The sequence below is a fragment of the Sphingobium sp. LMC3-1-1.1 genome, assembly GCF_040676285.1.
Taxonomy (GTDB): domain Bacteria; phylum Pseudomonadota; class Alphaproteobacteria; order Sphingomonadales; family Sphingomonadaceae; genus Sphingobium.
Genome location: NZ_JBEGHQ010000034.1, coordinates 209,875 through 232,669 on the forward strand (window position 1 = coordinate 209,875; position 22,795 = coordinate 232,669).

General features: G+C 61.9%; 15 protein-coding genes and 3 pseudogenes. 8 read left to right on the plus strand and 10 right to left on the minus strand.

Annotated features, from left to right (window positions below):
* Positions 1-24 precede the first annotated feature (24 nt).
* Both MRBLMC3_RS17210 and clpS read left to right on the plus strand, forming a co-directional pair.
* A complete protein-coding gene (locus tag MRBLMC3_RS17210; protein ID WP_363755607.1) occupies positions 25-924 on the plus strand; it encodes a phasin family protein in 900 nt (299 codons plus the stop codon).
* A 263-nt stretch (positions 925-1,187) separates the two neighbouring features.
* On the plus strand, positions 1,188-1,544 hold the full coding sequence (gene clpS, locus MRBLMC3_RS17215; RefSeq protein WP_414714658.1) for an ATP-dependent Clp protease adapter ClpS: 357 nt from the start codon (positions 1,188-1,190) through the stop codon (positions 1,542-1,544).
* A 259-nt stretch (positions 1,545-1,803) separates the two neighbouring features.
* Here the strand turns inward: clpS and uxuA are convergent, their stop codons facing one another.
* The 3 genes from uxuA to MRBLMC3_RS17230 all read right to left on the minus strand — a co-directional run bounded on the left by uxuA (position 1,804) and on the right by MRBLMC3_RS17230 (position 6,605).
* The gene (uxuA, locus tag MRBLMC3_RS17220; RefSeq protein ID WP_363830760.1) at positions 1,804-2,988 is read right to left on the minus strand and encodes a mannonate dehydratase; all 1,185 of its coding nucleotides are present in this window, start codon (positions 2,986-2,988) and stop codon (positions 1,804-1,806) included.
* Positions 2,989-3,005: 17 nt separating this feature from the next.
* The gene (locus MRBLMC3_RS17225; protein WP_363830763.1) at positions 3,006-5,711 is read right to left on the minus strand and encodes a glycoside hydrolase family 2 TIM barrel-domain containing protein; all 2,706 of its coding nucleotides are present in this window, start codon (positions 5,709-5,711) and stop codon (positions 3,006-3,008) included.
* Positions 5,712-5,783: 72 nt separating this feature from the next.
* Positions 5,784-6,605, minus strand: coding sequence for a FadR/GntR family transcriptional regulator (locus MRBLMC3_RS17230; RefSeq protein WP_414714659.1), 822 nt, complete (start codon positions 6,603-6,605; stop codon positions 5,784-5,786).
* Between the two features lie 366 nt (positions 6,606-6,971).
* Between MRBLMC3_RS17230 and MRBLMC3_RS17235 the strand changes: the two genes are divergently transcribed.
* Positions 6,972-9,344 carry a TonB-dependent receptor gene (locus MRBLMC3_RS17235; RefSeq protein ID WP_363830766.1) on the plus strand — a complete coding sequence of 791 codons (2,373 nt, stop codon included), beginning with the start codon at positions 6,972-6,974 and terminating at the stop codon, positions 9,342-9,344.
* Positions 9,345-9,381: 37 nt separating this feature from the next.
* Entirely contained in the window at positions 9,382-11,721 is a 2,340-nt protein-coding gene (gene bglX / locus MRBLMC3_RS17240; RefSeq protein ID WP_363830769.1) for a beta-glucosidase BglX, read from the plus strand.
* 1,238 nt (positions 11,722-12,959) lie between these two features.
* Here bglX and MRBLMC3_RS17245 read toward each other — a convergent pair.
* From MRBLMC3_RS17245 to MRBLMC3_RS17255, 3 genes are all read right to left on the minus strand, one after another.
* Positions 12,960-14,036 (minus strand): Zn-dependent alcohol dehydrogenase, encoded by a 1,077-nt coding sequence (locus MRBLMC3_RS17245; protein WP_363830771.1) that lies wholly within the window; start codon positions 14,034-14,036, stop codon positions 12,960-12,962.
* 151 nt (positions 14,037-14,187) lie between these two features.
* On the minus strand, positions 14,188-14,355 hold the full coding sequence (locus tag MRBLMC3_RS17250; protein WP_363830773.1) for an aldehyde dehydrogenase family protein: 168 nt from the start codon (positions 14,353-14,355) through the stop codon (positions 14,188-14,190).
* A gap of 63 nt (positions 14,356-14,418) precedes the next feature.
* A complete protein-coding gene (locus MRBLMC3_RS17255) occupies positions 14,419-14,943 on the minus strand; it encodes a PilZ domain-containing protein (RefSeq protein WP_363830775.1) in 525 nt (174 codons plus the stop codon).
* A 380-nt stretch (positions 14,944-15,323) separates the two neighbouring features.
* Between MRBLMC3_RS17255 and MRBLMC3_RS17260 the strand changes: the two are divergent.
* A pseudogene (locus tag MRBLMC3_RS17260) lies at positions 15,324-15,518 on the plus strand (DUF305 domain-containing protein); the annotation flags it as partial.
* On the opposite strand, the pseudogene MRBLMC3_RS17265 reads toward MRBLMC3_RS17260, so the two are convergent.
* Together MRBLMC3_RS17265 and MRBLMC3_RS17270 are read right to left on the minus strand one after the other, a co-directional pair.
* Positions 15,490-15,798: pseudogene (locus MRBLMC3_RS17265) on the minus strand (IS6 family transposase); the annotation flags it as partial. The pseudogenes MRBLMC3_RS17260 and MRBLMC3_RS17265 overlap by 29 nt on opposite strands.
* A 102-nt stretch (positions 15,799-15,900) precedes the next feature.
* Positions 15,901-17,115 carry a cytochrome P450 gene (locus MRBLMC3_RS17270; RefSeq protein ID WP_363738762.1) on the minus strand — a complete coding sequence of 405 codons (1,215 nt, stop codon included), beginning with the start codon at positions 17,113-17,115 and terminating at the stop codon, positions 15,901-15,903.
* A gap of 202 nt (positions 17,116-17,317) precedes the next feature.
* Here MRBLMC3_RS17270 and MRBLMC3_RS17275 point away from each other — a divergent pair, with 202 nt between their 5' ends.
* From MRBLMC3_RS17275 to MRBLMC3_RS17285, 3 genes and pseudogenes are all read left to right on the plus strand, one after another.
* Positions 17,318-18,241 carry an NAD-dependent epimerase/dehydratase family protein gene (locus MRBLMC3_RS17275; protein ID WP_363830780.1) on the plus strand — a complete coding sequence of 308 codons (924 nt, stop codon included), beginning with the start codon at positions 17,318-17,320 and terminating at the stop codon, positions 18,239-18,241.
* A 283-nt stretch (positions 18,242-18,524) separates the two neighbouring features.
* Entirely contained in the window at positions 18,525-19,820 is a 1,296-nt protein-coding gene (locus MRBLMC3_RS17280; RefSeq protein WP_363738965.1) for an O-acetylhomoserine aminocarboxypropyltransferase/cysteine synthase family protein, read from the plus strand.
* Between the two features lie 177 nt (positions 19,821-19,997).
* Positions 19,998-20,963, plus strand: a pseudogene (locus MRBLMC3_RS17285) (IS3 family transposase); the annotation flags it as partial.
* Positions 20,964-21,125: 162 nt separating this feature from the next.
* Here MRBLMC3_RS17285 and MRBLMC3_RS17290 read toward each other — a convergent pair.
* On the minus strand, positions 21,126-21,917 hold the full coding sequence (locus MRBLMC3_RS17290) for a DNA-binding domain-containing protein (RefSeq protein WP_363830783.1): 792 nt from the start codon (positions 21,915-21,917) through the stop codon (positions 21,126-21,128).
* Entirely contained in the window at positions 21,914-22,744 is an 831-nt protein-coding gene (locus MRBLMC3_RS17295; RefSeq protein WP_363830784.1) for a DUF692 domain-containing protein, read from the minus strand. The genes MRBLMC3_RS17290 and MRBLMC3_RS17295 overlap by 4 nt, the downstream gene beginning before the upstream one ends.
* Between the last annotated feature and the right edge of the window lie 51 nt (positions 22,745-22,795).

Here is a 22,795-nt window from a genome sequence, read left to right on the forward strand (position 1 = left end):
AGTGCAACAAATGGAGGTTGGTCCATGGCCGTTACCCCAAAGCCAGTTCGTAAAAAGCCCGTCGCCAAAAAAGCGTCGTCGACCCTGTCCGCCAGCGAGGCGCTCAAGGCTGCCGAAGCGGCACTCAAGGTCCCGGCCAAGGTGGCGGCAAAGCCTGCGGCCAGCAAGCCGGCACCGCCCAAGCCTGCCGCACCGGCCGCCAAGCCGGCGCCCGTGGCGAAGGCTGATCCGGTGGCGGTGATCGCGGCGACCACGGCAGTCGATGCCGCGCCCGAACCGGAACTGGTGAAGGAAGCGGCGGCGCAACCGGCCCCCATCGCTGCGGCGCCAGAGGTGGAAAAGCCGCAGTCAAAGCCGGTCGTGGAGCCCAAGCCGGCTCAACCGGACCTATCGAAGAGCCTGTCGTCCAAGGCCGGGCCGCTAGAGCCCATGTTGCTGCCCGCCACAGAAGGAACGAAGATGATGAACGATGTGATCGAAACCGGAAAGAAATTCGCTGAAGAAACCAAGGCCAAGCTGGAGACGGTTTACGCCGACCTCAACGAGAAGGCCAAGGTGAGCGTCGAGAAGTCGACCAAGGCGATTGAGGAGTTCAGCGACATCGCCAAAGGCAATGTCGAAGCGCTGGTCGAATCCGGCAAGATCGCGGCCAAGGGCTTTGAGACCATCGGCCAGGAAGCCGTGGATTACAGCCGCAAGAGCTTCGAAAAGGCGACCGCGTCGTTCAAGAGCTTCTCGACCGTGAAGACGCCGACCGAATTCTTCCAGCTGCAGAGCCAGCTGCTCTCCAGCAGCTTCGATGAATTCACCAAGGAGGCGGCCAAGAGCAGTGAAGCGCTGATCAAGCTGGCCAGCGAGGTGACCTCGCCGCTCACCGCCCGCGTGACCGTGGTGACCGACAAGGTGAAGGCGCTCGCCGCCTGATCTTGCCTTCGGGTTCTGGAACAAGGAACGGCCCCGACATCGGGGCCGTTTTCCTTTTCCGCCAGGGGGCCGATCGACAATCGACCCATGGGAGGATGAGCGCGCCCGTCCCTTCAGGCCACGGCGCACGCCGACGGCAAACCGCCCATCACACGTTCCCCCAGGCCCTTCCGGACGGGAAGGATGGTTTACGCGCTCTCGTCCCCCTTGCCATGCAAGCGCAAATCGCCATATCCTTGCCCATCATGAACAGCTTCTCGACCATGGCATATTCCGTGATGATGACGGACAGAGATCAGGACGACCAGGGCGAAGGCTCGGGCGGTCCCAATGTCGGCATCGCGACGCGCACCCGCGCCCGGACGAAAAAGCCCTCCCTCTACAAGGTGCTGATGCTGAATGACGATTACACGCCGATGGAATTCGTCGTGCACGTCCTCCAGCAATTCTTCCGCATGGACATGGAGGAGGCGACGCGGGTGATGCTGCACGTCCACCAGCGCGGCGTCGGCATCTGCGGCATCTTCAGCTATGAAGTGGCGGAGACCAAGGTGAACCAGGTCATGGACTTCGCCCGCCAGAACCAGCACCCGCTCCAGTGCACGCTGGAAAAGGCTTAAGGCCCCGACCGGCACCTACAATCATGCCATCCGCCTTCCCGGGTGACATAGCGTTAAGATCGCTGGAAAATCGCTCAAGTGTTCGTATGGCGGTCGCAACCGTCTCGTTACCTGGGCGAATATACCCACGAACTGCTCAACATGGCGGTATGACCATGCGGGCTGCCGATCGGCAACCCGGCGACCTCGGCGTAGAGCGTGCGCGCGTTGCACCGGACAGCTGGGAAACTTGCTCTAAGCTACAGGACAAGTCGGCTGGTCATGCGTGCGCCGACGGGCCATGCCGCATGTGGACGATGCCGCGTTCCAACCCGCGAAGCTCGGCCAACCCGCGCAGGCGTCCGATCAGCGAGTAACCCGGATTGGTCTGCTTTTCGAGATCGTCGGCCATCTGATGACCATGATCGGGACGTATCGGGATGTCGCGCCGCTCGGCCTCTGACAGCGCGACGACTTCGGCCACCACCTCCGCCATCCGGGCGTCGCCGCCAAGATGATCCGCCTCGTGGAACACGCGATAACCCTCGTGCTGGACCGAGCGCAGGTGAAGGAAGCCGATGCGGGCGCCCAGCCGGCGGATCATTCCCGGCAGATCATTGTCGAGCCTTGCACCGAACGAGCCGGTGCACAGGCACAAACCGTTGGCGGGGCTGGGTACTGCGGCGAACATATCGGTCACGTCCGCCTCCGTACTGACCACACGGGGCAGGCCGAAAATCGGGAAGGGCGGGTCGTCCGGATGGACCACCAGCCGGATGCCAGCCGCCTCCGCGGCAGGGCAGACGGCCTCCAGAAAGGCATGAAGGTTGGCGCGCAGACGTTCGGCGTCCACCTCGGCATAGGTGCCCAGCGCCCGAAGGAACTGGGCCGAGCTGAAGCTTTCCTCGCTGCCCGGCAGGCCGGCGATGATGGTCCGTTCCAGGAGGTTGCGGGCCTCGTCGTCCATCGCTGCGAAGCGGCGGCCGGCGGCCTCGACCACCGCCGCCTCATAATCGGCGTCGGCACCGGGGCGGCGCAGGATGTGAATGTCGTAGGCGGCGACCGCCTCCCACTCGAAGCGGAGCGCCAGCGCCCCGTCCGGCACCCGCCAGGCGAGATCGGTGCGCGTCCAGTCCAGCAGGGGCATGAAATTATAGGTGACCACGCGAATGCCGCAGGCACCCAAATTGACGAGACTGTCCCGATAGGCTTCGATCAGCCGATCCCAGTCGGCGCTGCGGGTCTTGATGCCCTCATGCACAGGCAGGCTTTCCGCCACGTTCCAGCGGAGGCCAGCCTCCTCGATCATCGCTTTGCGCGCGGCGATCGCCTCCACGCTCCAGACAACACCATTGGGCACTTCGTGGAGCGCGCTGACCACTTCGGTCGCGCCCGCCTGGCGGATATGCGCCAGCGGCACCGGATCGCTCGGTCCGAACCAGCGCATGGTCTGTGTCAGCGGCATGGCATTCTGTCTCCCAGTCAGCGCGCGCGGTGCGACGCGTCCGTGATTTCAATGGCGGAAACGATCGCGGCGCCCTTTCGCGGGACGAACGCCAGATCCAGTGTCCCGCCGCGAACCGCCACTTCCCCCTCCCGCCGCAGCGCGATGGCGGTGCCGCCCGCAGCGTGCGCAATGTCCAGCGCGGACACGATCGGTCGGCCATTGGCGGTCACGTCGAACAGGCGGGCACCCGCCGCCAGCGAGGGTTCGACGAAGGTCAGCACGATCCGGTAGCGGCCGTCGGCCAGCGGCACGCGATAGCGAAAGCGACCCTGACGAAAGGTGGCGACGAGCGCATCTTCCTCGGTTCCCGCGATCGCGGCGGTGACGGCTGGCTTGCCATAGTCGGCCGGCGTGTTGAGCGTCCCCGCATCGCCGCCCTCGAAAAAGGCATCGGAGCCGAAGCGGGTGGAGGCGGTGGCCGTGACTATCGCCCCTGCATCGATGCGGAACGCCGTCGCTGCCGCAGGCGACAGCGTCCAGTCGACCCTGTCCTCCACAGGGCCGGAGGCGAAGGCGCCGCGCGCGATGATCGCGTTTGCCCCAGGGGACAGCGCTACCTTCTCCCACAGGCAGATGCGGTCCGCACAATTGGTACGCGTGCCCAGCGCGCGGCCGTTGACGGTCAGTTCGGTCGACGTGGCGTTGCTGTAGACCCGCACATCCGTCACCCGATAGGCCCGGTCGACATAGCGCCGCCCGGTGACGTAGACGGTGGGCGTGGCGGTCCAGTTGGCCTTGTAGAAATAATAGGGATCCTTGCGGATGGCCCGGTCGTAGCTGACCAGCCCTTTGGTATTGATGTCCTGCGCATCGCCCTCGCTCCGGATCGTGGTGGCGAAGTCGAAACCGTTCCACAGCCAGGTGCCCCACAGATAGGGCCGCGCCTTCAGGGTGCGCCAGGCCTCTTCATGGATGTAGCTGGCATATTCCTCGGGCTGATTGACGCCACGCGAATCGATTGGCCCGCCGCGCACATCATCGGTGTGGATGGTGGTGGCCGCGCCAGCGCCATATTCGGTCACTGACAATGGCTGGCGCGGCCGCTTTGCGTGCAGCTGGTCGAGATTAGGCCCCAGATCGTCGGCCACCCCGAAATACCAGCCGAAATAGCGGTTCGCGCCACCCAGGCCCGCCGCCTTCGCGGTTTCCGGTATGGCTGTGCCTTCGTTGAACAGCCGGCCCTCACAACAGGTGGCGAGCGCGGTAGGCCGCGACGGATCCTCCTCGCGCGCCAGCGCGTGGAGCATGTTCAGCAGCGGCATGGGATCAGGCGAGCGTCCCTCAGGATAGCCGGTCAGGAAGGCCGGAAAGGAATTCCCGAAATCCACCTCGTTGGCGATGCCCCAGTTCACTACCGATGGGTGATTGCCGTTCTGCCGCACCAGTTCGCGCAATTGCTGCCGCGCATTGTCGATCAAGGCAGGGCGAGGATCCAGTTCGCCGCGACGGGTCCAGATCGTGACCAGCGGGATCTCGTCCCACAGGAGCAGACCATAACGGTCGGCCAGATCGTGAATGGCCTGTCCGTGCTGGTAATGAGTCAGCCGGATCGCATTAACGCCCATTTCGCGCATGATCGCAACGTCCTGGGCGACGTCGTGCGGGCTGATCGCCCAGCCCTTGCCCTCGCGATCCTGGTGATAGCCGACGCCGTGCAACGCCAGGTGACGCCCGTTGAGAAACAGGCCACGGTCCGGATCGATGCTGATCGTGCGGATGCCGAACGGCTGGGCGAAGCGGTCGAGCACGCGCCCGCGCGCGTCGGACAGCGTCACCGCCAAAGTATAAAGATACGGATCATCAACACCCTGCCACAAATGGGGGGATGCCACGTCGAGCTCCAGGCGCAACTCCCTCGTTTCCGCAGTGGCGGTCAACCTGCGGCTTGTCGCGGCGACCACGCGTCCCGCTGCATCGAGCAAAGTCGCGGTGACCAGGGCGGCCGTGCGCCTGCCCGTGTCATTGGCGATGCGCGTCCGCACCTCCACCTTCGCGGCGCTCGCGTCCGCACTCCGGGTGGTGGCGTAGACGCCAGGGCCGCCGAAATCCGCCAGGTCGAAATGGACTGGATCAGTGATCACCATCCTGACCGGACGATAGAGGCCGCCATGGACGAAGAAATCCCCGGTCAGCGGCAGCACATCGGCTGTCGCTGCATCCGGGCCGGGCGCGCTGTTGTCGACGCGAACGGCCAGCACATTGTCAGCGCCGGGTCGCAGCGCTTCGGTCGCATCGAGGCGGAAGCGGGAAAAGGGGCCGGCATGGTCGCCCAGCTTGCGGCCGTTCAGCCATATGCTGGCAACGCGGCTGGCCGCATCGAATTCCAGCCATATGCGCTTACCGGCTGCCCTGGGCGCTGCGAAGCGCAAGCGATACCAGCCGACGCCTTGCGTCTTGTTGACCGTCTCGGCCCTATGGAGATGGCTGGCGGGGTTGGGCCGGTAATAGCCCACCCGGTTCCAGCTATGCGGTACCCGGACTGATTCCCAGCCGCTGTCGTCGATCGTTTCGCCGGTCGGCGCGTCCCGCAGGTCGCCGAGATGGAAGCGCCAGCCGTCGGCGAGCGAGACGATCTCTCGCGCCTCGACGCGCGTGGATGGGCCGGGCGAAGCTCCGGCAGGGGCGGCGCAGAATGCCAGTAGCGTGGTTGTGGCGATCAGCGCCGCGCGAAGATAGATCATGCCCACCTCTCCAGTAAGGCGCATCTATCAGGTTCAAACTGGTCTGACCAGTCAGCAAATTCTGTAAGATCATTAAACCTTCGAGACGGCGCGATAACGCGCGCGTGCGGAATCCAGTGATCGCCGGGCATTCTCGATCACCTGTTCTTCGGTGGCGAAGAGCAGGTGATCCATCACCGCATTCAGGTGTGCCCGCATCGCCTGGCGCGATTTCACCGGGTCCCGGGTTCTCAGTGCGATCAGTATAGCGCTATGTTCGTCCATCACGGGGCGGACATTGGCGCTGCGCGCTTTTTTGTGGAGAAGGGCGCATTCGGGCGAACTCGTGCGGATTTGCCAGAACTGGTTGATCGTCATCTCCACCGCAGCATTTCGCGTGGCGTGGGCGATGAGGAGATGGAAGGCACGGTCAGCCGCCTCGGCGGCCTCGAACGGCAGATCCGGCTGCTCGATGAGCTCGATCAGCCGCGCCAGTTCCGCCAGTTCCGCATCGGTGATGTGCAGCGCGGCCAGCGCTGCCGCCTCGCCTTCGAACACCATCCGCGCCTCGGTCAGTTCGAACGCGGTGATCGCGAAACCCGGCCGGTCGTCGCCGTCTCCGGGAAGGCGCCGCACGAACGCGCCCGAACCGACGCGTACTTCCACGAATCCCTGTACTTCCAGCGCTATCAGCGCCTCGCGCACCGCGGGCCGGCTGACGCCGTGCGCGACTGAAAGTTCGCGCTCCGCCGGCAATCTGTCTCCCACCGCATAGTGGCCGGAGGCCAGTTGATCGTGGAGCATCTTGGCAAGCCGCTGGTATAATCGCTCTCCTCCCGTCGGGACAGGATCGGTGACAGACGAGGATGGCGGGATCGCAGGCGCAGTTGTTGACATCGGACTGACCAATAACATGACTGCTGGAGAAATCCATATAGCAGCAGCGGGGAGCAGATGTCAGCAATAAGATCGGCAAGCGAAGGGATGGTCGAGCGGTCGCGTGCGCCGCGCGCGGGGTTTGGCGTCGAAGGCGATCTGTAGACTGGTCAGTGCTGGAGCCCGGCGCAGCGCCGCTACGGAAGGGCGTGAATATCTGCGATTGGGTGCATGGCGCAGGACGACGCGCAACACATGCGCATTCCCTATGCGGTCAGGCCAAAGCATCTATCATGACGCAATGGCCAAAGGCTAAAATCAGAATCGCCATTGACGTGCTCTACCAATACTATAAATTGGCCTTACCAGATCGTGTGACACGACAATGATTAAGGGGAGGTCCACATGCGCTATCCAGGCCTTTTGCTTGCCGGCACTGCATTCGCCATCACGCCGCTCGCGGCGCAGGCGCAGGAAGGCAGCATCTCGCCATCCGACACGCCATCCGACACGCCGGCCGGTGGCGTCGCCAGCCCGCGTTCCCCGCCAGGCGATCAGCAGGGCTCGAACACCTCCATCTCCAATACCGGCGCGCTTGAAGATATTGTCGTCACCGCGCAGAAGCGCGAGCAAAACCTCCAGGACGTGCCGGTCGCAGTGACGGCGATCACCGCCGACACGCTGGTCAACCGCAATGTCACCACCGTGTCCGATCTGCCCCGGCTGGCTCCCAGTCTGACCGTGACCACGGGCGCGCTGCCGACCAACAATTCGATCAACCTGCGCGGCGTCGGCACGAGCGCCTTCTCCACCGCGATCGAACCCTCGGTGGCCGTAATCGTTGACGACGTCGCGCTTCTTCAACAAGCACAGGCCTTTTCGGGCCTGAGCGACATCGCCCGGATCGAGGTGCTGCGCGGACCACAGGGCACGCTGTTCGGCAAGAACGCCTCCGCCGGCGCGCTCAACATCGTTTCGCAGGGCCCAACGGCGAAGTTGACCGGCGCCGTCACAGGTGTTGCCACGACCGACGACGAATATCGGGTCGACGCGGTTCTTTCCGGTCCAGTCGCGGACGGCGTGGGCTTCCGCATCAATGGTTTCTACGGTGACCGCGATGGCTTCATCCGCAATGTGTTCGATGGCCGTCGGCTCAACAATGACAGGAGCTACGGGGTACGCGGACGTCTTACGCTGAACCCGGCGTCCAACCTCACGGTCGATCTGATTGCCGGCCATTCGGTAAGCGAGAGCCGCGGCACTGCGCGCACGTTCCGCCTGGCGCCTCCGGGCGCGGCCATCTTCGGTGTTCCCATTGCGTCGCTTGACGGAATCGAGCCAGGCAAGGACAATTTTCGGACTTCGATCGATGGACCCCTGTTCAACAAAAGCCGGCAAACGAACGGGTCCGCGCGCGTAACGCTGGACCTGGGCTTCGCCAACCTGATCTCCGTGACGAGTTATCAGGACTGGCGCTTCCGCTTCATAGAGGATTTCGACTTCGTGTCGCGCCCGGTGCTGGGCATCCCCGGAGGCATCGTCGCGCAGAGCGGCTACCATGCCCGGCAGTTCACGCAGGAGCTGCGGCTCGCGTCCAAGGGCGGCGGGCCGTTCAGCTATGTCGCGGGACTATATTATGCCAATGGCGATACGGATCGCTCCTTTGACCGCGGGCCGACCGGCCCGGTGGTGGCGCGGTGGAATTCTGCGAATGGCACCAAAAGCTACGCCGCCTTCGGCCAGTTCACTTACGACATTGCCCAGCGGACCCATGTCGATGTCGGCATCCGCGCCAATCTGGAAAAGATCTCGGTCAGCTTCCTGAACCTCGTCACCCCAGCGGTGGCGCCTGCCAACAACGCGACATGTCTGGCCACCTGTCGCGGGTCGGACAAGGACGGGGTCGTGACCTACAAGGTCGCGCTGCGGCAGGACCTGTCGGAGCATGTGATGACCTATGCCTCCTACGCCACCGGCTACAAGGGGCAGGGCTACGACATCTCCACCGGCTTCACCTCGACGCGGGCGGCCGTACCCGTCCGCCCCGAAACGTCGAAAGCCTATGAACTGGGCTTCAAGGGCCGCTTCCTCGACAATCGGCTGCAACTGAACGTCGCGGCCTTTTGGACAGACTTCAACGATTTCCAGGCGCAGTCGGGCGTTCAGCTGCCCGACAACACGATCCAGGTCTTCCTGAACAATGTCGGCCGATTGCGCACCCGTGGCATCGAGGCCGAGTTCCAGGCGCGACCGATCGAGGCGCTGCGGATCGACGGCGGCGTCAGCTATACCGAGGCGACCATCCGCAAGTTCCCCAACGCGCAATGTTATACCGGGCAGACGGCGGCGCTGGGCTGTTTCGACCTCGACGGCGCCGGTCCGTCGACGACTACCGGCCAGAACCTTGCGGGCAAATGGCTCAGCAACTCGCCGCGTTGGAAGGCCAATCTTGGCGGAACCTATGAGCTGCTGCTGCCCAATGCGCCGTTCGATGCCTTCATCCAGGCCGATGTGAGCTATCAGAGCAAGGTTCAGTTCGACCTGCTGAACAACCCGATCAATATCTACGGAAGCTACGCGCTGGTGAACGGCAGCATCGGCATCGATCAGAAGGATCGCGGCGGCCTTCGCATCGCACTGTTCGTCAACAATATATTCGACAAGCATTATGTCGCGGCACTGGCTCCGGCATCGGGTGCGACGGTCGGGCAGTTGTCGCAGACGTTCCTGCGCAACTCGCGCCGCTATGGTGGCATCCGCGCCAGGTTGAGCTTCTGATGCGCGCAGGCAGGGATCGGTCGGGGAGTTGTCGCAGATGGTGAGATTGGGATTGGCGGCACGGCTGCTGGCGGGGGCGATGGCGCTGACGAGCGTCAGCGGCGCGCTCGTCGCCCAGCAGATTGCGCCCACCGCCGGCGTATGGACGGACGCATCGCTCTCGCCTGAACGGCGGGCGGATGCGCTGCTCGCGGCGATGACGCTGGAGGAGAAGGCGGGGCAGGTTTCCCAGCAATTCATGTTCGGCGCGCTGGAAGAGTTCGTCCCGGCGGTGCGACGCGGCAAGGTCGGCTCGCTGCTGTTCGTCACCGATCCAGCGGTAATCAACCGGCTGCAGAAGGTGGCGGTGGAGGAAACGCGCCTCAAGGTTCCGCTGCTCTTCGGCTATGACGTGATCCATGGCTTTCGGACGATCTTCCCGGTGCCGATCGCCAACGCGGCATCGTGGGATCCTGTGAGCGTCGAGCGCTCGCAGGGCATTGCCGCTCGCGAGGCGCGCTCGGTCGGCATCCACTGGGCGTTCGCGCCGATGCTGGACATCGCGCGCGATCCGCGCTGGGGACGCATCGTGGAAGGTCCGGGTGAGGACCCGTTCCTCGGTTCTGTGATGGCGGCGGCGCAGGTCAGAGGATTCCAGGGACCGGCGATCGGCTCGCCGGACCATCTGATCGCGGGGCCCAAGCACTTCGCTGGTTATGCGGCGGCGGACGGCGGGCGCGACTATGACAGCGTCTACATTTCCGATTCGCAGCTTTACAATGTCATCCTGCCACCCTTCGCCGCAGCGGTGCGGGCCGGCGCGGGCAATGTGATGAGCGCCTACACCGACCTAAACGACGTGCCCGCGGTCGGCAACAAATGGCTGCTGACCGACGTGCTGCGCGACCAGATGGGGTTTCAGGGCTGGGTCGTGTCCGATGCCAACGGCACCAGGAACCAGGTGACGCAGCATTTCGCGCGCGACGAGGCCGATGCCGCCGTGCGCAGTATATCGGCGGGCAACGACATGGAGATGTCGTTTGGCCCTGCCGCCTCCGCCGAAACGCTTGCCGCATCGGTGCGCGAGGGGAGGTTGCCCGTGGCGACCCTCGACCGGGCGGTGCGCCGCATCCTCGTCGCCAAGTTCCGGATGGGCCTGTTCGAAACCCCCTATGTCGATGAAGCGCGCGCCGCGGCCACGCTCGCGGACCCCTCGCATCGCGAGGCCGCGCAGGCCGCTGCGGAGCGTTCGTTCGTGCTGTTGAAGAACGATGGCGCGCTGCCGCTTCGGCCCGGTGCGCACGGCAAGGTGGCGGTGATCGGCGCCCTCGCCGATTCCAGGCGCGACATGCTCGGCCCCTGGTCGTTCCAATATGATCTGCCGGAAACGGTGACGGTGTTCGAGGGCATACGCGATCGTCTCGGCGCCGCCGCGTCGGTCGAGACCGCCCCGGGGGTTCAGCTCAAGCGTACGGTACCCTCCATCTTCGAGGCCTTGTCGATCCCCGGCACCGCCAAACCCGAGCCGCGCTGGGACGCCGGCCGTGCCAAGGCGGAGTTTGACCGCGCGGTGGCATTGGCGACAAAGTCCGACCTCATCGTGCTGACGCTGGGCGAGGCCGAGGATATGAGCGGCGAGGGTGCTTCACGCGCCGATCTCAAGCTGCCGGGCAATCAGCTGCGGCTGTTCGAGGCGGTGATGGCGACCGGCAAGCCGATGGTGGTCGTCACCATGAGCGGCCGTCCGCTGGAGCTCGGCCCGGTGCTCGATCGTGCCCCGGCGATCCTCCACGTCTGGTATGGCGGCACCCGTGGCGGCACCGCGGTCGCGCGCACGCTGTTCGGCGACGTCAATCCGGGCGGCAAGCTGCCGGTCACCTGGCCCCGGAGCGTGGGGCAGGTGCCGATCTACTATGCGCACAACACCACCCATAGCCCCAAGGACCAGGACAAGCGGTACTGGGACATCCCCTCCACCCCGCAGTTCGTGTTCGGCTACGGGTTGAGCTACACCAGCTTCACTGTCAGCGCGCCGAAGCTGGACAAGGCCAGGCTGGCGCCGGGCGGGCGGATCACCGTCTCCACCACCGTTGTCAACACGGGGCGCCGCGCGGGAGACGAGGTGGTGCAACTCTATATACATCAGCGCGCGGGCCGCGCTTCGCGCCCGGTGCGCGAGCTGAAGGGGTTCCAGCGCGTTACGCTGCAACCAGGGGAGCGGCGCACCCTTCGCTTTGAACTTGACGAAGCAAGCGTGCAATATTGGAGCAGCGCCGCCAAGGGCTGGGTGATCGATCCCGGCACCTTCGACCTGTGGGTGGGCAACAGCTCCGACGCCGCGAACCACACCACCTTTACCGTGGACGGCGAGCAAAGAGCAGGACGCGGATTTCGCTAGACACATCGGGGTGCATGCCGACCAGCATCGGTTTGGCGAGCCGATTGCATTTTTGCTCATCGACCGATGGGAGTGACGATTGTTGAGGAACAACAGGCGCCCGTCTCCGGTCCACTGAAGGCGCCCGCAGCACCGCGATAGCCCGTGGCGCAAGCGGCATGAGATGGTCGCTGCCTCATCGGTAAGCTGCCTATGCGAAATCGACCACTAACGGACGTTGCGGTCGCGGATAAAGGTCCGCCAAGCCGCCTCTCGGTCCATCCGCTTTTCCGCCTTTCGTTTGATCAATTCACGGCAGCCCAACCAGATCACCGGCACAGCGAAAATCCCGTAGATCGTCAGATGGAGCCATGCAGGAAGGGAAAGAAAACGGACCGCAAAGCCAGCGGCAAATAATGCGAAGGCGATCCCATATATAAGTGCCCGTTGAGATAACTTCATTTTCCGCACAGCATTCCCTTTCCGTGCCGATGTAGAGCTGTCGAGTTAATGACCGCTTTCACCGGCCGCTCTTTACGGTCCAGCAACCTCACGCGCCGTAGCTTTCCGCCATGAACAGACTCAGTCGGATATCGGTGCTCGTAAGCCTCTTGGCCTGTGCAGTGGCTCAACCGCCTACCCTTGCGGCATTCGGGATTGGCCTATCAATGACCTACTTGAGCTATTGGATGGGGCGAAAATGGCCTGATCCTAAGCCGACATTTGTGGCGGTTTTTTCTCGGCCCGACGCGAAAACATTACCGAACGAACGGCGCTTAACCACCTTCTCCGCCGGGGCGATGATTGTAGGTGGCTTGATATGCCTATTCCTTTTGCCGCGAATCCTGCCTGTTACCGTTTGGACCTTTTTTTGGGCTCCAATGGGCGCTCATATCATTGGGCAAGGGGTCGGAACTCTCATCTTTGGATGGATCGCTGCACCTAAGGACGTTGCAGAGCATAATGCGTGGTTGGCAAAAATGGGCAGCAGCCCTCACCGCAACTGATTTCCGTCCGCTTTCTACACGTATCTGTTGAAAAGCCGACATTCCGCTAGCCACCCTACCCGGCCGTTCAGCGCCAAATTTATTGTTCCAGATTCCGAAATGGCAGCTTTCTCGCCTCTGCCCTCAATTTCGGCAGTTTGCGTCAAATCCGCTCGATCATGCATTTGCAGCTCCTGCAGCATCTCGGAACCGCTTTAAGATCAGCAGGAATCACGTAGCGAACGACGCAGACCGCCGACGGCCTTCTTATGGTCAGAACATGATGACAGACCTTGCTGTCTCGCCGTTTCGCAGGGCGTCGAAGGCCGAGCCAATCTCATCCAAGCGGATATGCGCGGCCACGAGGTCATCAAGATTCAGGCGACCTTGCATGTAGAAATCTACCAGGCGCGGTATGTCGACCGGAAAATGGTTCGAGCCCATGTTCGAACCCTGAAGCCGGCGTTCACCGAGCAGGGCGAAGCCCTCAAGTTCGATCTTGACTCCCACGGGCATCATGCCGGCGACCGTCGCGATTCCGCCAGGGCGGAGCATGGCGAAAGCCGCTTCGACGGTGGATTTGAGACCGATCGCTTCTATGGCATGATCGACGCCGCCTCTGGTCATCTCCAATATTTGATGGACCAAGTCTTCGCCTGCCTCAATGACATCGGTAGCGCCGAAGCGCCGCGCCAGTTCGAGCTTGGCGGGGGCGCGGTCAACCGCGATGATCCTGCCAGCACCCGCCAGAAGAGCACCATTGATTGCCGACAATCCTACGCCTCCACAACCGATGACCGCAACGGTCTGGCCGGGCCGGATCCCTGCCGAGTGGATGGAGGCGCCAACCCCCGTCAGCACCGCACATCCCAGCACGGCTGCCTTGTCGAAGGGCATGTCGCGCGAAATCGCCACAAGGGCATTTTCATGGACAAGCACCTCCTCGGCAAACGCCGACAGGTTGACGAACTGGTGAACGGCCTCGCCGCCGATGGAAAGCCGCGGTGGCATTGCCGCGTCCCGCCGCGTCTCGCCCGTGCTGCACAGGACCAGCCTGCCGGAAACGCACGACGCGCAGTGGCCGCAAAAGGCGGAGAGGCAGCCTACGACATGGTCTCCACGCTTGACCGAGCGTACATCGCTGCCGACCTCGATCACGATTCCCGCCGCTTCATGGCCCAATATGGTGGGCAGCGGAAAAGGCACGTGCCCTTCGGCGAAGTGCAGGTCCGAATGACACACTCCGACCGCCTTCACAGCCACTCTCACCTCTCGCGGACCCACGTCGCCGATCGTAACGTCCTCAATGGTCAATGGTTTGCCGATTTCCCGCAGTACCGCCGCTTTCATGAACGATCCTCTCTTGCGCAGGTCCGCACTGCGCTCTGCTACTTCGCAATATTGACGGCATGCAACTGCGTGAACTCATGCAGGCCTTCACCACCATTATCGACGACCAGATCGATCCGCCAAGGCCGTAGCATGAGGCAGCGCATTCTCCTCATCCTTGATCCTTCACCACGGGGAGAAGCGGACCGAACGACTCTTCATCGGCCAGCCGGCCTCCATCCTCTATGCCCCGCACGGTGGTCGGGGCGATGAAATAGCCCGGTCGATCTGGCAATGCACCGCCTGCCGCGATGGCATCCAATATCGCATGTTTGTCCATGAAATATTTTTGCTGAACGGCGATGGCCCGAGTGCGAAATTTGCGGGCCCAAAGGACGTAAAGTTAAAGGTGACTTTCTATTTCGGAAAACGATGGCGAGAGGACATCGTATATTTGACTGGCGGCGAAGCCAGCAGCAATGAGAGCCAGGGCGATAAACACACCAAATTGGAATACCGCTGACCAACGCCGGCTGTTCTCCAATTGGCGTGCGATCCTGGCATCAGCATCCATTCTCGGCTGTGCTCGGCGCTCAAAAGTAGATCCGGGGTCTTTCGCCGACCGGGGGCGGGAAGCCAGGCGCGGTTCGTCGATTATGGCAGCGACGTCGAGCCTGCCCTGCGCCTGGATTCCGAAAAAGCGATCCTTTCGCCAGACGACCCGCCCAATGATGGTCTGTCGCCCTCGCCGAATTTCCACATATGTGCCGCGATCTGGGGCTTCGTCAGATGCGACAAGCGCACCACCGGAGGACAGATTGTGAATGACAACTTCGATCCAGGATGCGCCTATGTGCATCCGCGCCGGTATCAACACCGGGTGACGTGCCTCACGAGGCTTGTATCCGATCTGTAATGCCTTGAGCAAGCGACAGCCTCTCCCACATCTGTCGCTTCTATGCCGTCATAGTAAACAGATTGCTAAGACCGGTGCTGTCAGACAAAGGCAAACCACTCTCCACATGATGTTTTCGGTCAAAAAGCGCGAGGATTCCGTTGAAGAGAAGCCGCTACTGGGCAAGGCGGCCGAGCGTCTCTCTTTGTAAGTCCGCCGGTTACTGGGCTGCGCTTCCGGTTCTGAGTCCAGCGTAGATGTCGACTGCCGCGAAAATCATCCTAGAGAGTGTAGCGATCGCGGGAACGTTGCGATCAACCACACGCTATTCGGAATGAAAAGGAGGGGACCGCAAAAGGAGATTGGCAATGGAATATGAGCAACATGACCGGAATAAAAAGATGGATATGTCGATGAGTTACGGTCGCTTCGCAGCCATGATCGCGACATCGACTGTCATCATGTTTGGTCTAATGTACGTTAATAGCTACGCGCTCAGCCATGTGGAATTCAGCCAGACCCGGACATGGATGGCTATGGTCATGGGTGGCACAATGGCAGTCATAATGATGGCCTTCATGCGGTCCATGTACAAAAATGCGAATCTCCGTTGATCTTGACGTACATCTCGTCAAGGTGCCATCGCCAGTGGCGGAAGTCCTTCATGCGGCTGATCCGCTGCCGGCGGATGTCGTCCGCAAACGGTGGACTGAACCTGTTCCACCAGAGGCGCACCGTCTCATGACAGATGTCGATGCCACGCTCGAAGAGCAGGTCCTCCACGTTCCGCAGTGACAGCGGATAGCGGACATACATCAGCACCACGAGGCGGATTACTTTCGGGGAGGAGTTGAAGCACCGGAATGGACTGGCAACAGGCTTGTTCATGCCAACCGTTACTGCGGGGCCGTTTGCTTTGACAGTACCGCCATGTGCGATCTCAGCAAAGCAGACGGCACGCGAATTGGTCGGCAAATTTATCCTGCCGCGTTATACGTCCCATTCCAGATCGAGCCGTTCGACCGAATTGACTATGCCCGTGCGCACTCGGGGCATACACCCTTCGACTAAGCGAAAATCGGGAATCCGCTTGAACCATTCTTCGAGAAATATGCGAATTTCCCGCTTGGCCAGGCGATTGCCGATGCAGGTATGGGGGCCGGTGCCAAACGCCAGGTGTTTCGGACGCTTGCGCTCAAAATTCAGCGTCATCGGATCGTCGTTTACCGTCTCGTCCAATCCTGCAAGGGGGAACAGGCATAGCACGATGTCGCCCGCCTTCATTTTCGCGCCCGCGATTTCGGTGTCCTGGCGCACCAATCGACCGAGGTTGCTGGTGCCGAAACGCCGCGCAATCTCTTCCACAGCATTATCCAACAGCTCAGGCCGTGCTGCGATCATGCGCCGGAGCTCAGGATGCTGCGCCAGGTAACTTGCGGCCAGGCTTGTCATCGACACGACCGTGTCCAGTCCGCCCCCGACAATCAGCAGGCACATACTGAAAATCTCATCATCGGTCAGCGGCCTCCCTGCCACCTGTCCCGACAGGATCGACGTGATGAAATCGTCGCGCGGTTCATCCCGGCGCAGTTGTATCTGGCGCAGCACGTAATTGGACATGTCCGTCCAGGCTTGCGCCGCATTGGGATTGGTTGGGTCACTCATTTCAACCGCCACGCTGCGCAGATAAGCGAAATCCTCGACCGGAAGGTCAATCAGGGTCAGGAATGCCATAATCGGCATGACGCCGGCGAAATCCTTGACGAATTCGCACCGTCCGCGGGGCTGCAACTCCTCGATGATCGATGCCGCTGCGGCGCGGGCGCGGTCAGTCGCGCGCGCTAGCGACGCTGGCATGAACGCTGGCATCAACAGCTTGCGATATGGGCCATGTTCGGGTGGATCGAGTTGCACGGGCGTCTGAAACGGAATGACGCCCTTGGGAATGAAGGGCTCCGCATTCGAAAATGTGCCGTGGTCCAGCAGTATCTTCTCTATGTCAGCGTAGCGACTGACTATCCAGTGACCGCCATAACGCGGCGTCCAGAACACACGCGGATGCCGGTCCTGAACATCTTTCCACAGCGCATGGACGTCGAGCGTCTGCCCATGTTCCAGCCCTGGCAAATTGTAGATATCGACGTCAAAGATCAGATCGACGGGCACGTGCGCAGGTGCTTCGACGTCCTTCAGGACCGTTGCCACAGCGGCTCTCCATTCCCAATTTTATCGGTACGGAAGGCTATCATCGGCCAATTTGGACCACAATCTGTAGCGGAGCTGATCACGTCCGTGCTGGATGCGCCATTCAGCAGAATAAAATTGGCCTCGGCTACCGGTTCGATACTCTTCTCGCGCGTTGAACCGATCCCAGAGGTCGGAGCCATGCGCTACAGCAGGAGAGGCTATGGCCAGGATATTGGTGGTGGGCGGCACCGGGTTGATAGGCGCGGGCGCAGCGCTGCACCTTGCCGAGCAGGGTCACGACGTGACGATCGCAGGGCGCAATCCGCCTGCACCCGGCGCGCTCGATCGCCTCGCCTTCGCGCAGGGCAGCTACCAGACCGACGATTTCGATGTCGCCTTCCTGTCGCGCTTCGACGCCCTGGTTTTCGCCGCAGCCAATGATGTGCGGCAATTGCCGCCGAACGCCAACGAAGCAGCCTATTTCCACCAGGCGAACAGCATTGCCGTGCCTGCCTTCTTCGCCCGGGCGCGCGCTGCCGGAATCGGCCGGGCTGTCTATGTAGGCAGCTATTATACTGCCGTTCTTCCGCGCTACCGCATCGAAGCGAGCGGCTATGTCGCTTCACGCAAAGCGGCGGACGACGCTGTGCGCGCCATGGCTAGCGACAGCTTCCACGTCTGTAGCCTGGAAGCCCCTTTTATCATGGGTCATGTGGAGGGCGTGGGTGCGATTTCACTGGAATGGTCGATCCGTTACCTGCTCGGCCAGATGGACAGCCAACCGCTCTGGATGATTCCAGGTGGCGGCAATTTCATGTCGATCCTGTCCTTTGCCGAAGCTGTCTCCGGCGCGCTCGAGCGGGGCGAGAACGGGAAAGCCTATCTCGTAGGCGACGAGAATTGGCTGTTCGCTCATTATTATGAACTGATCCTCGACGCCTTGGGCCGACCGCAGTCCCTGCCGGTGCGCGACGCCGAACATCCTTCGATGCCCGACGCCACCCTTTATTCCGGGCGTAACACAATTGTCGCCTATGAACCCGAACCTGAGAGCGTCCGGCGCCTCGGCTATCGCCGGCACGATGCGGAACGGGCGGTGCGGGCAATGATCCCCTATTATCTGGCACGCATAGGGAGCGAGTGAACCCGGCGGCTGATGTGGCTGAAAATAGACTGGGAACGGTGCTGTCAGTCCAATGCGAACTCGTCTCCACCGGATGCATTTTAGGTGGGAAGGGCAGGCGGAACCCCCCTCCTGACATCACGTGCATTTGCTTTGACAGCGCCAGGTGGACGAGCAGCAGCAAAGCCATTCCTCCTTCACATGCATGATGTGCAACGTTAAGAATTAGCATCGCGATGTGCCAATTTCGGGGAATGATTTCAGCAATCTTCCTATCAAAGGCATCAACGAAGAGAGGAACATGATGACGGACCACAGCCTGCACCCTGAAACAATGGTCCTTCACGTTGGGTGGCGGGCAGATCCCGCGACCGGATCGGTCGCGCCGCCAATCTATCAAACCACCTCCTATCAGTTTCGCGATGCCGACCATGCCGCTGACTTGTTCGCCCTGAAGGAACTGGGCAACATCTACACACGCCTCGGCAATCCCACGACCGACATCCTCGAACAGCGCATTGCCGCGCTCGAAGGGGGTGCCGCTGCGGTCGCGGTGGCGTCGGGACAATCCGCTTCGGCCTTTGCGATCCAGAATCTTGCGAAGTCAGGCGACAATATTGTCAGCGGGACGGACCTGTATGGCGGCACCTGGAACCTGTTTGCAAATACGCTGAAGAACATGGGCATCGAGGTTCGCTTTGTGGATCCCGCCGATCCAGACGCCTTCGTTCGCGCCAGCGACGATCGCACGCGGGCCTGGTACGCCGAAACTCTGCCTAATCCCAAGCTCGTTGTATGTCCGATTGCGGAGATCGCCGCACTCGGTAGGCCGATGGGCATTCCGCTCATCATGGATAACACGGCCGCCCCGCTGATTGCCCGTCCGTTCGACCATGGTGCGGCAATCATCGTCTATTCGACCACCAAATATATCGGCGGGCATGGCACTTCCGTGGGTGGCATGATCGTGGATAGCGGCAACTTCGACTGGAGCGCATTCCCCGATCGACAACCCCTGCTCAACACACCTGATCCAAGCTATCATGGAGCGGTGTGGAGCGAAGCGGCCAGGCCCTTGGGCCCGATCGCCTATGCCTTGCGCGTAAGGACGGTATTGCTGCGTGACCTTGGGTCGGCATTGTCCCCTTTCAACGCATTCCAGATACTGCAGGGCCTGGAAACCCTCCCCCTGCGCATGCCCCGGCATTGTGAGAATGCCGTCAAGGTTGCAGCCTTCCTGAACGCGCGGGCGGATGTACTGAACGTCATTCATCCCTCGCTGCAAACCGGACAGCAGGCCGAGAGAGCCGCCCGGATTCTGACCGGAGGTTATGGTGGGTTGCTCGGCTTTGAGCTTGCCGGCGGTCGCGAAGCGGGCCGCCGGTTCATCGACGCGCTCCAGTTGTTTTACCATGTTGCCAATATCGGGGATGCGCGCAGTCTGGCGATACATCCCGCGTCAACCACCCATTCCCAGCTTTCAGAGAAAGAGCGCGCCACCGCCGGTGTATCGGAAGGCTATGTGCGCCTCTCGATCGGGCTGGAGCATATCGACGACATCCTTGCAGATTTGACCCAGGCCTTGGGTCATGCCGGCTAGGACGGATCGACATCCAGCCCCGACGGCCTGCAAATCGCGGTTTTCCGTGCTTCCGGTGCTCACATACTGAAAGTACGCTGCGCGCCGGGTCACGAACAATCACCATTTTCGGCTCGTCATCATCTGAATGTCGATCCGTCCTAATCCCGACCTGATGGATTGGTACGGGAATGAAGACGAAAGCGCTGCAGCGCCGATTTCAAAGCCAAGGTGACGCTGGAAGCGATCCGTGGGGACGTGACGCTGACAGAACTGGCTGCCAAGCATGGGGTCCATCACACGATGATCGCGGCCTGGAAGCGGCAGGCCATCGACGGGATGGCGGGCACGTTCTCCGGGGCGAGCGATGCGGCCAAGGCAGTCAGCGAGGGCGAGGTGGAAAAGCTGCACGCCAAGATCGGGCAACTGATGGTGGAGCGGGATTTTTTAGCGAACGCCTTTGGTCGATGAGCGTGGATCGGAGGCGGGCGATGGTCGAACCTGCTCACCACCGCCTGTTGATCTCGACGCAATGCCGCCTGCTGCAGATCAGTTGTTCGTCCTATTATTACGCCCCGGTTCCGGAAACGGACGAGACGCTGGCGCTGATGGCGGTGATCGACACCGTGTTCATGGACTGCCCCTGGTATGGCAGCCGCCAGATGGCGCGGCATCTGCAGCGCCTTGGCCGTGCGGTGGGTCGCCGTCGGACTCGGCGGTTGATGGCGAAGATGGGTCTGACGCCGATCTACCAACGGCCCCGAACGAGCGATCCGCACCCACAGCACCGGGTCTATCCCTATCTGCTGCGCAAGCTGGCAATCGAGCGCCCCAATCATGTGTGGTGCGCGGACGTGACCTACATTCCGATGCGCCAGGGCTTCCTCTATCTGGTCGCCATCATGGACTGGGCGAGCCGCAAGGTGCTGGCCTGGCGGCTGTCGAACACGATGGATGCGGGATTTTGCGTCGCGGCGCTGGAGGAGGCGCTCGCCCGCTTTGGCAAGCCAGAGATCTTCGGATCAGGGCAGTCAGTTCACCAGCAACGCCTTCACCGGCGTTCTGCGGGCGGCCGAGATCAAGATCAGCATGGATGGCCGGGGACGCTGGATGGACAATGTCTTCATCGAGCGGCTCTGGCGGTCCCTGAAATACGAATGCGTCTAATGTCCCAAGTGCCGCCTACCTATTTCGACCCTTATGAGACGCCCAGCCTCCCATTCTTGCTTCCCAGGTGCAGACGGTTCGCTATTCCTTCAGGTGTCGACCAATTTTTGCAGTTCCTCAAAGGAAGCCGCAACGACGGCATCTTTCAAAAAGCGGTCTTCAAAGCTGAAGATGCGATGAGCACCGTGCTGCAGCTTGCACGCGATCGTCTATGGCGACGACCATATGGTCGGAAAGCCATGAGCCCAGCCACCGTCCAACAAGCGTCATGCCTGCCTCTTCTCCGAGCAACAGAGCGACGTCGCGGCACAATGCGCCGAATGTCATGCCGCAACGCAGTTTGAGCAGCGCCTGCAATTCGGCATCGTCGATAGTCCTGATACGGCACTGTTCGCCCTGACGCCACAAGAGGGCGACATCGGGCCTGTCCAGATATTGCGGCGCGGGCGGTTCCTTTTGAGCAGCCAGCGCTGACCAAATGGCAAAGCTGTTGGTGTTAAGATGCAGAAGGTCGATTGACGGCGCGAAGGTCAACACCGCGCGATCCCAATCGACACCGCCCAGACCGTCCAGTCCAACGGCAGGGCTGTCGGCTGCAACGAACAGCTCCTCCAGCGCAAGCTCGATGCCGGCGATTTCCGCGATCTCGGGATCAGCAGCGTGAAGTCGTGCAAGTGTTGCCGGAAAATCGCGTCCATATGCGTCAAGCGTCCAACTGCTCGGCGGGACGTTGTCAATGTGATGCACGGCGGCATGAAGAAACATGTCTTCGCCGATCCACGCGCGTGTCCGCTGGAAGCTGCTTTCCAGACAGGCGACAAGTTGGGTACGATAATTATTTTGATAAACGGCAAGACCTGGCGCAGCGGTCGCACCGATGCGGTCGGCAGCAGCCCCATCTTCCCGCATCAGCCAGTCACGCATGTCGCGCTGAAGCGCCAGCAGGCTCATGCCGCTTCCTCCAGCTTTCCGGCGGCGATCCGACGCGCAGTTCCGAGTTCGGCCAGAAGGTCTAGCAACGGCGGGATGGCGTCGTCGCGCTCGATCATCGTCGCGACCGGCCCAAGCTTCGGCAGGACATGTGCATAGAGCTGCCACACGGACGGAGGTACCGCCCGGTCATGCGTGTCGATCAGCAGATGGTCACCCTGACTGTGCCCGGCGAGATGGATCTGGCGCACGCGATCATGCGGCACGGCGTTGAGATAGGCGATGGGGTCGAAGCCATGATTGCTGGCGCTGACGAACACATTGTTCACATCGAGCAGCAGACCGCAGCCAGTTCGCGCGCACAGGGCGTCGATGAACTGCCATTCGGTCATGTCCGCTGGAGCGAAATCGATATAGGTCGAAGGGTTCTCGATAAGCATCGCACGGCCCAGCGCGTTCTGCGCGCGGTCGATATTGGCGCTGACGATGTCGAATGCTTCCTGCGTATAGGGCAATGGCAACAGATCGTGCGAACTGAACTCTTCGATCCGCGACCAACTCAGGTGATCCGAAACGAACAAAGGTTCGATGTCATCGACAAGCGCGCGAAGCCGGATGAGATAGGCCTGATCAAGGCCGTCGGCGGAGCCGATGGACATGGACACGCCATGCAGGGCGACGGGGTAGCGGGCGCGGATGTCGCGCAGGATACGCCGCGGCCGACCGCCGTCGATCATGAAATTCTCCGAGATCACCTCAAGAAAGTCGACCGCGATACGGTGGTCCAGGAAGTCGGCGTAATGCGGTTTACGCAGTCCAAGTCCGAAACCGGGAAAGGACGGGATCATGGGCACACTCCCTGCTGATAATGCTGCCCGGCGCGAATGGTCGCGCCGGGC

Excerpts from the sequence above, each read along its gene's own strand:
- MRBLMC3_RS17225 (WP_363830763.1), bottom strand. The coding sequence starts at position 5,711 with ATGATCTATCTTCGCGCGGCGCTGATCGCCACAACCACGCTACTGGCA.
- uxuA (WP_363830760.1), bottom strand. The coding sequence starts at position 2,988 with ATGCCGCTGACACAGACCATGCGCTGGTTCGGACCGAGCGATCCGGTG.
- MRBLMC3_RS17245 (WP_363830771.1), bottom strand. The coding sequence starts at position 14,036 with ATGAAAGCGGCGGTACTGCGGGAAATCGGCAAACCATTGACCATTGAG.
- bglX (WP_363830769.1), top strand. The coding sequence starts at position 9,382 with ATGGTGAGATTGGGATTGGCGGCACGGCTGCTGGCGGGGGCGATGGCG.
- MRBLMC3_RS17295 (WP_363830784.1), bottom strand. The coding sequence starts at position 22,744 with ATGATCCCGTCCTTTCCCGGTTTCGGACTTGGACTGCGTAAACCGCAT.
- MRBLMC3_RS17210 (WP_363755607.1), top strand. The coding sequence starts at position 25 with ATGGCCGTTACCCCAAAGCCAGTTCGTAAAAAGCCCGTCGCCAAAAAA.
- clpS (WP_414714658.1), top strand. The coding sequence starts at position 1,188 with ATGGCATATTCCGTGATGATGACGGACAGAGATCAGGACGACCAGGGC.
- MRBLMC3_RS17230 (WP_414714659.1), bottom strand. The coding sequence starts at position 6,605 with ATGTTATTGGTCAGTCCGATGTCAACAACTGCGCCTGCGATCCCGCCA.
- MRBLMC3_RS17280 (WP_363738965.1), top strand. The coding sequence starts at position 18,525 with ATGACGGACCACAGCCTGCACCCTGAAACAATGGTCCTTCACGTTGGG.
- MRBLMC3_RS17290 (WP_363830783.1), bottom strand. The coding sequence starts at position 21,917 with ATGAGCCTGCTGGCGCTTCAGCGCGACATGCGTGACTGGCTGATGCGG.
- MRBLMC3_RS17250 (WP_363830773.1), bottom strand. The coding sequence starts at position 14,355 with ATGGACAAACATGCGATATTGGATGCCATCGCGGCAGGCGGTGCATTG.
- MRBLMC3_RS17275 (WP_363830780.1), top strand. The coding sequence starts at position 17,318 with ATGGCCAGGATATTGGTGGTGGGCGGCACCGGGTTGATAGGCGCGGGC.
- MRBLMC3_RS17235 (WP_363830766.1), top strand. The coding sequence starts at position 6,972 with ATGCGCTATCCAGGCCTTTTGCTTGCCGGCACTGCATTCGCCATCACG.